Source organism: Ruminococcus albus 7 = DSM 20455 (assembly GCF_000179635.2).
In the GTDB taxonomy this organism is placed as follows: domain Bacteria; phylum Bacillota; class Clostridia; order Oscillospirales; family Ruminococcaceae; genus Hominimerdicola; species Hominimerdicola alba.
Map to the genome: position 1 here is coordinate 2545619 of NC_014833.1, position 17112 is coordinate 2562730.

Genomic DNA, 17112 nt, shown 5'->3' on the forward strand with positions numbered 1-17112 from the left:
GCCAACAGCAGAGTGTGGATTGATATTAACATATGGAGCTTTAGGCATTCCAACATTGTTAGTATCATTGAAATTAGATACTGTGTTATTGGCTGATGTCTTACTCCGTCCGTCATAATCTGCGAATACGAAGCTTGCATTATCGAAGTTCTCCCTATTGCCTACGTTTTAGTAAAACCGTTTTCATAAACAGCCATACCCGAGAACTGAATAGAGGTTGTATCATCACTTCCGTCAACATAGCCTACCCAAGCACCCATATTAGTGCCTGTTACAGCTTCTACATCATCAAGTTTGATATTATAGCCGAGGATTTTGTTTGTGCTTGATGCACTTTTTCTGTCAATTCGTCCGATAGCACCGCCGGCATAATTACCGGAATCACCCATAGTACAATTAATAACAGAACTATCGTGAATATAGCAGGTTACAGAACTATTATTAGCAAATGAACCAGAGTAACCAATGAATCCTCCACAATAAGTACCCTTAATGCTGTAATTTGAAACGGTACTATCCTGAATGAGAATGTTAGGATCGCCGTTATCCAATACCAATGCTCTACCGATAAATCCGCCTGCATAGTTTGCATCAGTTGTATAGACGGTCACTGCCTCTATTGTGTTTGGTGAAGCAGAATTACCCGTCACTTTACAATTGTTTATGGCGATTGAATAAGGTGTATAGCCTGTTGTTCCCCATTTGCCGCCATAGATACCGCCGACAAATTGACCTTTGAAATTGATATTTTCTATTGTGCAATTCTCAAAAACAGCATAACAGGTCGGCACATAATCGGGTATAGGATCGCCTGCCGTGTGACCATTTTCTGTTTTTTCATAAGCACCGGAAGTTCTCGACTGCATAGCTCCGCAAATTCCGCCGGCAAAACGTATTCCTCCGCCGCCAATCGTAACAGGGCTGCTGCTATCACTTGATTGTATCTTCATATTGTAAGCCTGACAGCCGTCACCTGCGAAACCAACAAGTCCTCCTGCTGATGAAAGGTATTCTGCATTAGCTGATTCAAAGCCGATAGATTTCAAACCTACTGTTGAATAGCTTGCTGAATTACCCTGAACGATTACCTTTCCTTGGAAACATACACCTACAAATCCGCCTAAACCATTTCGGGCTTTTTCGGAGCTTTCCTGATCGGAACTTGAATTCATCTTCATTGAAAGATTTGTTGCACTGCACTGTGTCGCTGTGATAATGTTTGTCTCTACACCATTAACAGCTTTACCAACATTGCCGGAATAGCCGAGAAGACCGCCTACGGCACTTGAACCGCATACTGTCAGGTCATTCAATGAGATTTGATCAAAAGTAATATTCACATCAGTCAAACTTGCACCGCAGACACCACCCACGCTCAGAAATCTTGCAGTTGCCGATGCAACAATATCCATTTCGTGTGTTGAAGCGCTGTAATCGTTACTGAAAATTTCAGTATTTACAGAACCAGAGAGAGTGAAATTGGAAATACTGCTGCTTGCATTTTTGGTTACTATGCTGTCAAACAAGCCTATTCCGTGGTTTGAATCCGACTTGCTGACATTATTAGTACCGCTGTCTGCACTCAAAATTTGGGTTGTAGTTGAATGAAGGTTATTGAAGTAGTTGTCATACTCAAACTTATTCAAGTATATATCAACATCTATTGTGCACTTAGACGCAGTAGAGGTAAAAGAGTCAACCTTCATTTTACTTCCTGCTACATAGTTTCCAACACAACCTAATCCACGGAAACTATCAGGCATGACATAGGAAGAACCTGTAAGACTTATGTCGTAATATCCTGTTGATGATGTTACAAAGCGAGCAGGATAGCTGTATGTGATTTCGTCATATTCTTCGCCTGTCTTCTCATAGAAATCCAGCTGCGCTCCATTACCTCCACCACCTTGTGCCTGACCAGTGAAATGATTGCCATTTCTTAAACCTAAGTATTTCCTATTATCTGAAGTAGAACCCTTTATTTCCCATTTTCCTGCCGCTTCTCCTGAGGTTATTTGTGTTATTTCGAAGTTGTATGAATTATTAGATGAAATAATATTTCTACTTGTACCATTTTCAAATGCAATATAATTAGAACCATTATTAAAAGATATTGTATAATCATTGCCACTTATTTTAGTAAATGTTAACGGTAATTTTGTTGTATTATCAGAATTAACAGCTTGAAATCCTTTCGCATTAGAGTAAGTACCTGTTGTACTGCTTAAAAACATATTTCCAAATGCGATGTATAGTTCTTTTCCATTGGGATCATCGCCTGAAAACAGTTTTACTCCCGAAGCATGATGAGTGTTTGTGGAAGTTCCGTATGTATACCACTTGATTATATATGGTAAAGCGGTATTAGCAGCCGTATCTTTGCTTGCAAAATTATCATAGTCCGTTACTGTGTATTTATCCGTGACCGCAGTACCCACGTCACTATAATCCGCTATATGGCTCATACCGTAAACATTAGTATTATTAATTCCATACGAAAACGAATTTACATAAGCATTGCTGTTAGACGTTGTAGCTGTTCCTGCACCAGACTGCGTTATAAGCGACAGAATGAAGAGTGCTTGTGCATTAGGAACCGTTATCGTTCCGTCTGCTGTTGCACTTGTAGGTGGTGTGACAGAAAGTGAATTAGCTGTTGTTATAGTCGTATACTTCTGAATATCGGCAATAGAATAATGCTTTTTACCGTTTTTCAGAGTGTGTTGTGTTCCTGTTCTTGCAGCACCTGCGTCACTATTAGCATCATCGTGATAAGTGCCGTTTTCGGTCACTGATAATTGATTTGATTCATTGACCGCATAACCGTTGATGACACGTCCGACAATCGGATTTACATAAATTGCTTCCTCAGCGGAATCCTGTGCAAGATTATGTGTTGTATTAGTCTTGTAATATACGTTAAGTCCCGTATTAGCTACAGTTGTTTTTGAGGAAGTCATATTTTTGAAAATAAGACCGCCATAAACAACAACACCCACATAACCGCCGACAGGCACTATTGTACCATAAGTATTTGTTCCGTTATCTGTCAACTGTATCGCTGTAGAGAAAGATTCATCGTTCTCATCACCATCGGTGTCGGTATAAGAATATCTCACATAGCTGTTGTCAATGATATTGTCGCCGCCCATAATTTCGCCAATGATTCCACCGTAATACTGACACTGAGAATTATAACCAAAATAAGCAGCACTGTTAGTAGCAGCGGACTGAGTACGCACGATAGTATCTGTGTCAACATCAATATTAATGTCTTTTATAACGCTTCCGTTAGAGACATTGATGAGCGGATAAGGGCTATTGTTCGTGATAGTCCATTTTGGAACGGCATTGCTTGCACTTGTCTGTTCTCCAACAATAACTCCTCGGAAAGCATAATTTCCATTTATTACTGTTGTACAGCCTAAACCGACATAGTTAGCACCAAGAGTAATATCACTGTTTATCTTATAATATGCACTTGCAAGGTACAGACGAACATTATCAGAAGTCCATGTGTAAACCGTTGCAGGGCTTGTTGATGAATCAGTATAGACGTATTTTCCGTTGTTATCACCGGATGTAGCAAGCTCAAATACAGCGCACCCAGTTTTGCTTGCACACCAACGATCACCTTTTGCATTATTTGTAATTCCATTGAGCTGCGTTTTAGGCAGACGTATGCTCTGCATATCACTCGGCTCACCGGAGGAGATGAATTTGGCAATAACTACAAGATTGTCACCTGATACAACATAAGGGTGGTTATAAGTGCCGCATCCGGTCTCAGGACCGGTCTTTTCGACATTGACCTTCAACTCTCTGTTATACATTTCATTGGCATTTGTTGCTGTGAATGCTACGGCAACATAAGGCAGCCAACCACTTGAGAAATTATATACTCCTCCTGTTCCCGATATGGGGTTCGTGTAGGCACGATTTGAGCCGGAGTAGCAGTTTTCAAGGCTAACATCATTTTCTCTGTATTCCAAGGAGTCCTTAACTTCTTTGCCGTATGTTACATATCTGTCTGCTACTGAATCAGCATCGTCTCCGTCCTCCCAATCCTCTGCATAGGTATAGTAGTATTCAAGAGTTGCTGTCTGATTAGTTTTGATAGAATGCAAAAATACAGCATCATTAAATATAGACCTTGATGTGTTATATGCCGTATCCAAACCGCTGTTTCCTGATAATGCAGTAGTTCTTGCATCGAGTTTGACATGAGAAAACTTTATAGTAAGATCATTACCCGTTGCACTGCCTATAAGACTGCTTGCAACAGGGAGAGTGCCGGTATAACCGCTTCCCGAATAAAGATTATTTATAATGAGCTGAGGAGCAGCAACGGTATCACTTTCTCTAACTATATTATTGATAAGCAAATAACCGCCTGTATATGCACCGTTATCTGTTGTTTTAGGAGTTATTCCGGCAAGTGCAATCGAACCGGTTTCGCATATGAAATTACCATTCATCACCTTGCTGATAATAACACCGCTATATCCATTAGCGGAATTTGTTGTCTCATCAACCGTACCGTCAAGACCAAGAAATGTTCCGGCAAGCGATAAATCACCTGTTACCGTTATTGCCTTGCCTGTTTCTAAATTCATAAATAATCCCGAATGCATCAGGAAATGCTGATTTACAGCACCAGGGTCACGGATATAGCTGTCACCATTGATTACATTCTCAGCAGTAGAGTAGATTCCGCTATAATCAAATGTAAGTGAAAGATCACCTATGGTATAGGTGTCAGCATTTTTTAGCGGATAGAAAGAAAGACCTGTAAGATTGGCAGTTCCGCTAAAGGTTAATATACCTGTTTTAGAATCCGCAGCAATCGTTGTACCAAAGCTTTCTCCCTCGCCTTGAATGAATTCATCTGCAATATTGGAAGCAGCATACTTGCTTACACTCCACAATACCAGATTCTGTCCATAATCTGCGTTTGACATTACATCAAGATTGTAGTAGTATCTTGATTTTCCATTCGCATACTTGGCAGCATTTATAGCAGTGATATTTGTGCTGGCTGCCCTTGAAATCTGGTTCTGATATGTACCCTTGACAGTTATTTTTGCTTCCGTTCCGCTTCGACTACTGTTCGTATTTACTGATACAACGCCCCCGCCGCCTGCAATCACATCACTGGCTGAATAAGCAGCAAGTTCGTCAAAATCGCCTATACTATTTGGTAGTGTTATATCAGCATTCGTTAATTTATATCCGGAATTCAGAACGTCAAGATACAAGCCATCAGTGCTGTTATAAGCCTTGTTGACAATTATGCCGAGTGATGTTCCGCCGCCATTAGTCATAGACATCTTTTTTATGGAAAGTGAATTTACTGTCCACTTGCCGGTGGCTACATAGCAAATAACACCAACGTTAGCAGCAGTTTTGGATAAAACGGTATTATTGATTGAACTTGTTCCCTTTACAGTAACTCCATCAATGGTCGTAGTTGTATTCATCCAGGCATAACCAAGAAATCCACCAGCTGTTTTCTCAGCACAGTTATTAATCACACAGCCATTGAATTCTACATTTCTAACGTTTATTTTACGGTCATCATAGCTGCCATTTGAAATGATATAACCAATAAGTCCGCCGCAATCAGAATTATCACCAATAACAGTCACATTATCTACATCAGTATTCATTCCAACAGTTAAGATATTACTGCCGCTTTGTTCTATGTTTACTATGATGCTTTCAGATGCGATTTTGCCTATAACACCTCCGTAAACCAGCCAGGTTTTATGAGAACCTGTAAACACAAATTTAGGAGAAGCAGTAGATGTTCCTGTAATAGTAATTATTCCATTATCGGTGTTTTCATCAACATACCCAATAAAGCCGCCAATGTTCTTACCTAAATCCTCGGTGCCAGGTGAAATAGCTCCTTCATGGTAATTAACTGTCAAAGCGTTAGTCCCGCTTGCTGAAACTGTAATTGCATTAAGTGCAGTGTTTCCGTGTGAGCGAGCAGCGACAGCACCAAAGCTCATGCCGTCAGCACCCGCATTGCGAATATTGATGGTTCCGGCAATATTTAGGCTATTGACCGTACCTGTTCCTGTTGTATCGTTTCCAATTACAGAAAAGAGACCGTTATACTGATGACGATAAATTTGACCTATACCTTCATCAGTTGAAGATGAACTAATACCGAAACCATATTTTTCTCCTGTTGCTAAGGTTATGGTATTGTTTCCGCCACTGAGTGTTCCAATGAACGTTCCTACACCGCCAATATCGGAGCTGGTTGCACTTGAAGCCGCAACGCCCTCACTGACAGTTATACCTGTACCGTCACGCATAAAACCATTGATGCCCGTTCCGGAAAGACTGAATCCACTTGAAATGGTCAGAGTTGTACCAAGAAGATACGAACGGGTATTATTGCCTGATGTAAATAATAGGCAGTTGTATCCGGAGCCTTGATTGAGCTGAATATTGAGAGCTGTTCTTACAAAATCATCGGCATTACCCATAGATGGTTTGGCAGCAGCAATTGTTGCAGTATGATTTGTACTTGTACTGTCAAAATAAATAGCATTGGTTGAAGTGCTATCATCAATACTGCGTACAACCTCGCCCCATGTGCCGAGATCATCTGAAATTGCTCCACTTGACCGCTTGAAAGACCAGCCGCTACCATATGAGTTGCCGTCAGAACCATTACCAAGTGCATATACAAGAACATTATCATTATAGCCTACAAGCTGTCCATAGCTTGCATAACGCAAGCCGTCAGCATCTGTGGTAGCGTATGCACCGTTAGGCTTTGCACTTGTCATGTCCGTAATACCACTGAAACGAAGAACTCCGTTATAGAACTGTCCTACAACTCCGCCACCGTTAAAACCAGAGGTATCTGTTACCGTCAGCGTAAAGTCGCCAAGGTCAATAAAATCACCGTAACTTGCAGAAGTTGCGCCTACAAGCCCACCGAAAAATGCATAATTGTTGCAGGAAGTGCCTATGGAATCCCTGCTCTCCGTTCCACTTGCGGTTATAGCTACATTGTCAGCCTTAACATACGCAGCTACATCAATATATCCTATCGCTCCACCAAATGCATTGAATGAGTCGTCAGAAGCTACAGAATACTCTAATTCGCTAAGTTCAAGGCTGTTTGTAAGGCTATCAGTTGTATATCTGCCAACAAGACCGCCAAAATAACCGGTTTCGTCATATGTGTTACCTGAACCAGATGTTGCAGTCAATGTAGCGTGTCCTGAAGAAGTGGTATCTGTAATTGTAAGGGTATTTGGTGCAGATGATACCATTTTATTTTCAAGAACACCGAAAAGACCTCCGCAATATCGCCCATAAACAGAAGCCTCGTTACTGTAATCTTTAATATCAAATGTATTGCTCGCCGTTACGTTTTCATAGTAACCGAACAAACCGCCGGCACCAGCCGCACCTGTCACGCTGCCGCCGACAGGGATAGATGTTGCTGAAGAACCTCCAACCGTAAATCCGCTATCCATATTAATTATTGCTTCTGATGTGATATTTCCGACAAGACCTCCGGAATAAGCCGAGGTCGAGACAACACTTTTGGAAGCAGATGCAGAAGACATAGCAAGAAGGTTTATTCTTGCATTACCATTCATAGAGCCTACAAGCCCGCCCGCATTACCGTAGGCAGATGTAATGCTGTATGATGATGAGTTATCAGTATATGAGAGGTTAAGTATCGAACCGGTCTGCATTTCACCGCATATAGCGCCAACATCTGCGACATAGTAAGAATCGCTTATTGAGGCATTTGATACTACATCAGCAGCAGAACTATTCGTATATGTCAAGTTGACCTCTGTATCAGCAGTAATATCTCCAATAACACCTGAATACGTTAATGCGTTTGTGCTTACCGTTTCAACATTCCAATGTGCAGGAGTTGACGAACTATTGTTGTAAACGTGTTGAGCGAATAATGGAGCGCTCGTATCCGCACCTACGTTTGAAAGTCTTGCAAATTGTATTTTTATTTCAGGATAGTAATATGTATCTGTATCCACGTCATGAACACGGGAATTGCTCAGAATTTTTACAGAATTATTGACATGAGAAAACAGAGGTATCCCATATGTGCTTAAAGGGAAAGCGCCCGAACCATTATCAGGGAGAGTTATTGTTCCGTTAAAAGGATAATCATCATTGCCAAGACCTACAAATCCCTCCGGTATCTCTCCACGTGAACCCGTATCAGAGCCAAATGTCAACGTCAAATTATCGTTTTGATGAGCATCTGCAAACTGTTTGGTGACCTGCTGAGATATAAGAGTACCTTCTTCACCTTCGGGGTCTTGTATCATTTCCTCAACAGTGATCATACAAGTATCATCGGCATAGTAAGAACAATAGTCGATAAAATCATATGGTGTTGAAAAAGACACTTCGCCTATATTAAAGCTGTCAGCCGCAACCGCATTCGCCTTGATGGTGGAAGCTGTAAAAATAGACGGAAGTTTTGGAAAGTGAATAGGTAGATTCATCATCTCATCAAGCGGCATAAGATTGCTCATCATAACCGTTGCAGTCAGAAAACTGACAAACCTTTTATGAAGTTTTTTCATTATCTGTTCACCTCACAATCATGATGAAGAATTCTCACTATGAAATTCGCAATCAATAAAGTTAGATGCACTATTTGTTCCAATGTACTGTGTTTCGCCATCAACTTTATATAACTGTATTTGGTATCTGTTTATATCAGTGGAGTCAACCATTAATGTTACCATTTTCCAGTTTGCACGAGTAGCGTTCTTGATTATAGAACCCGTTTCAGCAGCTTCACCATTGCTGTCATAAAGAACAAATTCGTTTCCTGACAGCTCACTAAAGAAGAACTCGTTTATCTCAAATTTGGTTGAATCCCACATTATGTCTACCGTTCCGACACCGCTTCCGGTTAAAACATAATTATAAAAATCATAAGACACACTTGAACAATCATCTGACTCAACCAGTTCTCCTGTCCATGAAGCAGCTTCCGCTGTACTTTCAGCAGTTCCGAAATAGTTACTAAGAGTTGTATGTAAAGATGCAGGGGACGAAGGAACTGCCTCAACATAAATATAGAACTCAGGTTCGGTCTTTTCTTGTTCAGCATCATCAAGAATTATCTTGAATGAATCAGTAGAGCTTACCGTCCCTTTAAGAGCGCAATTGGTGGTAAACGTTGTACTATAATCTGACTCTGTAACAAGGTTGATGGCATCACCGAGACCAGTTGCATTCTCATCGTCTTTTATGAATTGGATGGAATAGGTTCTCTGCTCGTTAGTCCCTAATTTCAACTTAGAAATGTAGTCTGCTTTATCAGCCCCTGTGTACTCTGAAAGTTTTACAAAATCATTACCGTTTTTTATTGCTAAAGATGCATTCAAAGTATAGGTGATATTATCAGGATTTACTTCTAAGGCATTTTCCTGAGCAAAATTACAAACTGTAATAGTATATGCCGTTGAGGATAGTCGCTGAGAAGTTGCTGATGATTTCAAAGAATTAGATGAAAACATCACACTGTCTGCCGGTCTTGTGGAAACTACACGTTTTACAGAATTAACACCGGTATATGATGCAAAGACCACGAAAACACTTACAGCAAACAACGTACTAACAAGCCATACCAGTGCCCAATGCTTTTTCAGCCGTTTCTTAATGCTTTCAAAGTTTACTTTCATGATCTCATCCCTTTCTATAACTTGATTTCACTTTTATTCGGTGGTTCGGCTGGCTGTAATGTAAATGATGTCTGTTTCTTTATTATTTGATGCTGCATTCCATTTGGTAAAGTTCGTAGAGGAGCTTTCAGAAGCCCAACCTATTTCCAAAATATAAAAGTCGTGATTAACGTCCCGTGTTTCTAATTCCTGAACCTGTGAATATATTGGAACTGCATATATCTCAGGCTTATCATTTCCGTCATAAACAAGGTCATAAAAATCATCACCTTTTAGCCCAAGTATTCTTCCATAGTAATCCTCGTTATCCTCATCAGGATTCAAATCAACTAAATCTAAAGGTTCGGCTACCGTTTTTCCAGATTCAATGGTTCTTTTATAGTTTACGGTTTTATCTCCAACAGGTGATTCATAAGTAACAATATCCGTATCAGATGCCAATGCTTCTTCTGCTCTGTATAGAGTATATGTGAAAGGAATATTTGTAGTATGAGCAAGCTGAATATCGTAATATGTTTTTGAATTTCCTGTTATTACACCAAATACATAACATTGTGGTTTCCCCGTCTTCTGAATATTCTCCAGGTCGATGTTACTAAGCTCAAAATATTCAACAGTATCACCATCACCGGCACATAAGTCAAGGCTGGGTGGCTCTTGAACTTTCGTCATTGTTTCGATTTTACTTGTATATGAAAGCCACGCATAGACAGGTACTGCTACCATAAGAAAAAGGGTAGCAACAGCGGCAATGGCGGCTTGAATCTTCTGTGCAGTTGTAAGTTTATTGATAAATTCCTTCATTTGGTTCATCAAAGCCACCTCCTTATGATACGGAGACTGTCATCGACAATAATAGATAACGTACTCTCGCACCTATGATGTTATCAGCTTGATTGTATCTTCCTCCGTAATATAGGTAGTTACTGTTAATATCTGATATAGACACATTGTCAGCAGTTGTAATGCCTTTCATAAAGTATTGTGGATTATCTTCGATATAATCAAGAAAATCGCTATCATCACAAAATGGGTATGTAACTTCAACATCTTCATTAAGAACATCATCGTGTTCTGTGACGGTGTGCGTATTCAGCAGATCGCTAAAGTTGTTTACCCAAACCCAATAGATATTTACGGGGATTGTTGTATCTTTACCCGTGTACGTCTTATCTGAAAGAAGTCGGCTTAATGAAGTAGTATTCTTTATTAGTCCTGAGTATGTATCCGTAGCCAGATCATAATCTTCAAATAAAAGAATATGACCATTCAGATAATTGATGACATCAGCATCATTGGTTGAATCAAGCTGTACCATTGATGTTATATTATTCTCCGTTACGGGATTATAACCTATCAATTCAAATGAAAAGTCTAAATCAACCGAACTTACTCTCGGCGTAACATAGAAAGTTACATAACCTCTGCAATCAGGGTGAATACCGTCATCTTCAACGCCTGTAATTGAGTGATAGTTGCCTATATTCTGTTCCAGACCGTTGGAGTCAGTGCCGTTCATCTTCCATATGATTGCTGTATCATCGTGTACTAAATCAAGATAATCATCATATACACCATTATTTCCATTGGTAAGTACTGAGATCTCATATTCCGGACCCTTTATAGATACTTTCATACCGCTTGCCGAGTTTTCAGAATTATTTGTAAACCAAGCTATCGAGGAAAAAATCAGCATAATAGTGCTTAAAACAAGCATAGCTCCCATTTTTATAAGAGCTGCCTTTTGCATTTTCTTACGCTCCAACAATTCCTCAGAGGCAGAATCCGCAAGATTTATATTATTCTTTTCATTCATCTGCCCCACCTCGCTTATCATTACTCGGCATAAGTGCGAACGTTAAATCCGAAGTATTTTGTATTTTCAATAATCAGCTTATCGCCGTTATCGTAATAATCGCTTAGAATGTCATAGTCGGTCATTTCCGTTCCGTCGGGAATTGCTCCGATTTCTGCGGTACACAGGAACTCGTCAGGATTGTTCTTGATATATTCAAGCATTTCAGCCTGTTGGTCGCTGTTATCAAACAACGCTCCGTCAGCCTGAGTATTGACTAATTGCTCATAATATTCTGCCCATATCCAATAGACCTTTATCTTGTATTCTCCGCTGGCGTTCAGATCGTCCATGTGTTCGCTTGTGCGGTATATCATTTCGCCGTTTTCAATCAGACCGCTGTACTTTCCGTTGCAATTTTCCCTAAAGAAAAGGATATGACCGTTCAACAGCTCGTCAATATTGTCAAGACATTTACGTTCGGTAGTGTCAGAACAATCCACCTCTGACATCTTCACCAAGCTGCCGTCTGCAAGCTCCGTAACAGCAAACACATCATATGTAATATGAATAGAGAGGTCGGCATCTGCTTTCTTAGGCTTGATATAAAATGTGGTAGAGCCATAGGAGCCGGGGAGCGTGACCGATCTGCCGTCCTCCTGTTTCAGATACATAGCTGTGTTGCGGTTGAAAGCAGATGTTTTCAGGCTATCGGAATAACCGTTATCCTGCATAAACTTTGAGACTTCTTCATTGGTGTTCGCTTCAAAATCTTCATCAACACGCATTTCATAGTAGTCCGATCTCATAGGCATAAAGAAATCAGATATAGCTTCTTTCGGAGAAGTTATCTTACCGCCCGAATGTTTGACTGCGATTAGGTACATTGTGAATAATATCAAAAGGACTATGCTGATAAATGACATTAGAGGTGACAGCGAACCCTCCACCTCGATCAGCCGACTATCCTCGGCTTTATATTCCTCCGAAAACTCATAATCATCATCTGATATTTTCCTTGATTTGGTATGCCGAAAATGAGATTTTCTTTTCATACGCAATCGAACCTTTCACGATATTTTCTCAGGTCAAATTGCGATATAATTATTATACTACTTCACTATATATTATATCACAAAACGCCTTGTGTTTCAATAGTATAGGCGTAGATTTTACCCGATTTTCACTTATTCCTGTTATGAAGTAAACCCGCCGAGCATTAGCTGTCCGGCGGGTTAAGTATTCTATCAGAGTAGATCAGTTTTGTATTTAGCCTTGACAGCTTTACTTAAGACCGAATACGATCTCAACAGTCAATTCATCAAGATCAGAATAAATATTATCAGTATTACAGTTAGAGTCTTCGCCCTCAAACCAAATGTATACATCAATTTTTGCACCATCAGATGTTGTAGCCGGAAGAGTCGCAAGGCTTAAACCATCAGTAGTATTCGATGCAGTAGTTGCAGTCCAAGTGGATACAGCTGATGTTCCTGTCAAATCAAGTCCTGCTGTTCCAGTTGCCAACGATGCCGCTGCACTTGTTACTGCCTTTGTAGAAGTATCATATGCAGACGCTATAAAATAACTACTATCAGCACCAGCAACTGGAGCAAACGTCAATGCACTACCGCCAGTAGGCAACACAGCAACACGGAGAGTTTTATCTAAGTCGTGTGCAAGAGCATCTCCGTCTGTATTCTTATCCAGTCCGCTTACCTTTATTTCCTTTACATAAAGGGTATCATCACCATCGTTAGTCAAATCTGCATTGAGTGTTATTGCGTTAGAAGAAGACGACTTAACATAGTAAGTATACTTGATAAATGCTCCATCATCATTATCGCCTATTGCAGCCGCCGTACCATCTTTTTCCTTGTAGTAGATATTTGCTTCTGCATCCGTTCCAGCTGCCGCAGCAGTCGCCTGTATAAAATCAAGTTTTCCACTCGAAAGATTATTTCCACCAGCAGTAGTTGCTAAAGTGAAAATTTCATAACCAGCACTGCTAAGTTTATCACTTTTAGTATTAGCTGCGGTTCCTTTTGCCGATGCGTTAGCGGCAACGCTGTTAGCATGAGCCCATGTTGACATATCTGCACTGGACATAGGAATAAGTGTTGCACCAGCATTAGCTGTACTCTTAGCCTCTTCATCCCAATTGGTATCGCCCGAAGTTGCTACTTCATTGATAAGCAAGCCTTTCTCAGCCTTTGCCTTGACTTCCATACCTGTCACCTGAACTTCTTTGTTCATTGTGAACCATGCGAACGTACTTGTCGCCAGCATTGTAGCGGAGATCATGAGCATTCCGGCAGCGGGAATGAGCTTCTTCATAGGAGAGCTGCCCTTTGTATTCTTAGTATTAGCTTTCATAGTAATGTTCCTTTCATAAGAGGATTTTAGCCTTTGAGTGGTGGCTAATGACCTTTCCTTATATTCCTTGTTGGGGTTGTCATTTTTCGTGAAACGGCTCTATAACCAGTAAAAATGGTCATCTAAACCGTTAGAGCCTGTTACGTACTTGTCGAGAGCATGGCAGCCGAAATAAGTAACGATCCGGCAGCGGGTATGAGCTTCTTCCTTGTGGAAGACTTCTTCTTAGTGTTTATATTAGCTTTCATAATCATTATCCTTTCTTATAAGAATTTTAGCTTGCGGTAAGCTAATCACCTATCATAACTCTACGTTAAAAATCGAATGAGAAAAGAGCTTAATCCGTCAACTATTTGGTATCAACGAGTTAGGTCGATGTTGCAAGCATCGATGCGGAAATCGCAAGCATACCTGCCGCGGGAACTATCTTCTTAATAGTATTGTTCTTCTTGTTTTTAGTATTAGCTTTCATAGTCATTTTCCTTTCATAATAGATTTCGACGCCACGACCGCCGATGGTCCAAAACTTCCACGAAACAAATTGTTTTGTGTTTTTTAACTTGACTATATTATACATGATTTTGTTATCCGTGTCAAGCGTTTTCTATTTTATTCATATTTTTAACTACCAAAATCAGTTAAATGCACAAAGGCGGTAGACTTTGTTGTGCAGATTTTCCAGTTTATTGCTTAATTTAACGTCGATTAGTTACAAAGTGATATGATTTAACAAATTTATATGTGTCCAAACAGCACATTTCAATGATCGGTATTTTGTTAAGTGCAATATATTGGCATTTAATATTTTTTAACATTTTATCATTTATACGGCTAATCGTACATTATTTAAATAAAAGATTAATGCAGCCGTTAAATAATAATTAATTAAATCTATAAAAAATACCCAATTTCGATTGACATTATTTACAATATGTTGTATAATAAAATAGAATAAATAGTACGTTAGGGAGGCGGTAAAAATGAAGAACGATATTCAGACCACTGTCGGCGGTATGAGAGCTGTAGAACTCTATTTCAGAACGATACGCAATATCGCAGCAGGCAACACCGCCTTCTATCAGTCACAGACCAGACTCAACTCCCCCGGGCTCGGTGTACTGATGCCCGAGAATTTCAGGGATGTATCCGAGATAACCCAGCAGTGCTTAAACCTCTTTGATCTGGAACTCTATCAGGCGATGCAGGCTGTATCCACCTTCAGTGAACGAGAACTGATCTTCAACTGGATATCCGTATATATGCCCGCAAAGTTCCTGAGGGATGTTGAAGCTGAAAATAAGATAGTCGATACCAGTGAAAAACAAGGCATAAATTCTTCCCAGCTGTGTTTCGCCCTGTCCGAGAAGCTTTTTGAGGAGACCGATACCGTGGTAGCAGACAATATAAAAAAACTGCGCAACAGAGGTTTCCACTTTATGCTTATGGATTTCGGCAGCATAAGCTCGCCTATAATGAAGCTTTCGGAGTATGAGGTAGATTATGTTATGCTCAGCCCCGAGCTCACTCAGTATATCGGCAAAGGTGAAAGATCTGACAGCGCAGTTAAGTCGCTTATCGACTTTGTGTCGGGGCTTGGTGCCGAACCTATAGCAGACGGCATATCCAACGTAGGTCAAGCAGAGATACTTTACGAACTTGACTGTCAGTACTGTGCCGGAGAGCTTGCAGGAAAATACATGGCTGAACGATATATAAGACGCAAAGGCAAAGAAGATTGACTTGTATATGACAAGATATATTACTTTACATATATAAAGAAATGGGGAATCTGATTTGGCAGAAGAAAAGAAGGTTGTTGACGTACTGACCCTGCGGCGTTCCGCAAAAGAAGCCAAGCGGTACGTTGTTGTAATGAGGATACTTGGTCTGCTGGTAATACTGCTCATCGCAGTTATAGCTATTGCATACGCAATATCCTACTTTTACGACAAGTACGGCAGCTTTACAGTAAAGATCAACAAATACGACATGATGCGTCAAGGTCTGACGCTTTCCGAAACTCCCGAGTTCGATAAAACGACCTCAGTACTCAACGCGGATATAGTTTATGATATGACTAATATAAGCGGTGAAGATCTTCCGGACAATCTTGACATGATAAACGGCTGCCACAATGGCGAGAGCTATATCGCCTACACATTCTACCTTATAAACGGCGGCGATGATACTATCAGCTACGAAGGCGAGATGTCCATTGAAAATGTTACCAGCAACGTTGATGAAGCTGTCCGCGTTGCAGTATACGTAAACGGTGAGAAAACCGTATACGGCAAGACCAAATCCGATGGTACCGGTAAAGAGAGCGACTGCGACAGTGAATTCAAATCATCGACCATCGTTATGGATACAAAACATACAAAGTTTGAACCGAAGGCAAAGGATAAGTTCACAGTAGTCATATGGCTGGAAGGAAACGATCCCGACTGCACCGATGATCTTATCGGCGGTACAATGAAGCTTGGTATGGACTTCAAAATAATTGAGACCACATAAAAGTTAGGAGAGAAGAGTATGAAAAAAGTTCTGAAGATCACAGCGAATGTACTGGTGTGGATAATACTGATATTGGCACTGCTGATAACTATAATGGTATTCTCATCAGGCAGGAACAACGGTATTTCCAATCTGCTGGGCTACATCCCGATGACAGTCGAATCAGACTCCATGAAGCCCACATTCAAGAAAAATGACCTTATAATATGTAAAGAAGTCGATGATGTATACTCCCTTAAAAAGGGCGATGTCATCACCTTCTGGACTATTATCGACGGCAAGAAGGTAAAAAATACCCACCGTATCGTTGAAGTCAACGAATTTGAAAACACCAGAAGCTTCGTTACACGAGGCGATAACAACAACCAGGATGATACAATGCCTGCATACGCAGGTGATGTTATCGGCAAGTGGACAGATGTAAAGCTTGACGGCTTCGGCAAGGTCATGAACTTCCTTAGAACTAAGACAGGCTTCTTCGTATGTATAGTTATACCTATGGCAGTATTCTTCCTGATAGAGCTTTACAAGTTCGTAGTTACTCTCATTGAACTCAAAAAGCCTCAGCTTACGGATGAAGACGAAGAAGAGATCAAAAAACGTGCTATCGAGGAGTACCTTGCTGCACAGAAAAAAGAAGCGACCGCAGAAGACAACGGAGCATCAGCCGAGGTACAGGTCAACAAATAAGGCTGATATCCCCGTGAGATAAGGAGA

9 protein-coding genes are annotated in these 17112 nt (G+C 40.5%); 3 read left to right on the top strand and 6 right to left on the bottom strand.

All coding sequences use genetic code 11. From position 1 onward, the window contains the following. Nucleotides 1–161 precede the first annotated feature (161 nt). From RUMAL_RS11500 to RUMAL_RS11525, 6 genes are all read right to left on the bottom strand, one after another. Nucleotides 162–8600: a beta strand repeat-containing protein gene (locus RUMAL_RS11500; RefSeq protein WP_013498897.1), complete on the bottom strand. Its 8439-nt coding sequence runs from the start codon at nucleotides 8598–8600 to the stop codon at nucleotides 162–164. A gap of 18 nt (nucleotides 8601–8618) precedes the next feature. After that, nucleotides 8619–9710, bottom strand: coding sequence for a hypothetical protein (locus RUMAL_RS11505; protein WP_013483892.1), 1092 nt, complete (start codon nucleotides 9708–9710; stop codon nucleotides 8619–8621). Between the two features lie 33 nt (nucleotides 9711–9743). Further along, a complete protein-coding gene (locus RUMAL_RS11510; RefSeq protein WP_013483893.1) occupies nucleotides 9744–10523 on the bottom strand; it encodes a hypothetical protein in 780 nt (259 codons plus the stop codon). 13 nt (nucleotides 10524–10536) lie between these two features. After that, on the bottom strand, nucleotides 10537–11526 hold the full coding sequence (locus tag RUMAL_RS11515) for a hypothetical protein (protein ID WP_013483894.1): 990 nt from the start codon (nucleotides 11524–11526) through the stop codon (nucleotides 10537–10539). Between the two features lie 20 nt (nucleotides 11527–11546). Continuing rightward, entirely contained in the window at nucleotides 11547–12560 is a 1014-nt protein-coding gene (locus RUMAL_RS11520) for a hypothetical protein (protein WP_013483895.1), read from the bottom strand. A gap of 229 nt (nucleotides 12561–12789) precedes the next feature. After that, nucleotides 12790–13881, bottom strand: coding sequence for a hypothetical protein (locus RUMAL_RS11525; RefSeq protein WP_013483896.1), 1092 nt, complete (start codon nucleotides 13879–13881; stop codon nucleotides 12790–12792). Nucleotides 13882–14861: 980 nt separating this feature from the next. Here RUMAL_RS11525 and RUMAL_RS11535 point away from each other — a divergent pair. From RUMAL_RS11535 to RUMAL_RS11545, 3 genes are read left to right on the top strand one after another with little or no spacing between them, the layout of a single operon-like run. Next, a complete protein-coding gene (locus tag RUMAL_RS11535; RefSeq protein WP_013498899.1) occupies nucleotides 14862–15620 on the top strand; it encodes an EAL domain-containing protein in 759 nt (252 codons plus the stop codon). A gap of 55 nt (nucleotides 15621–15675) precedes the next feature. After that, nucleotides 15676–16395 carry a hypothetical protein gene (locus RUMAL_RS11540; protein ID WP_013498900.1) on the top strand — a complete coding sequence of 240 codons (720 nt, stop codon included), beginning with the start codon at nucleotides 15676–15678 and terminating at the stop codon, nucleotides 16393–16395. An 18-nt stretch (nucleotides 16396–16413) separates the two neighbouring features. Continuing rightward, nucleotides 16414–17085: a signal peptidase I gene (locus tag RUMAL_RS11545; RefSeq protein WP_013498901.1), complete on the top strand. Its 672-nt coding sequence runs from the start codon at nucleotides 16414–16416 to the stop codon at nucleotides 17083–17085. Nucleotides 17086–17112: the final 27 nt, after the last annotated feature.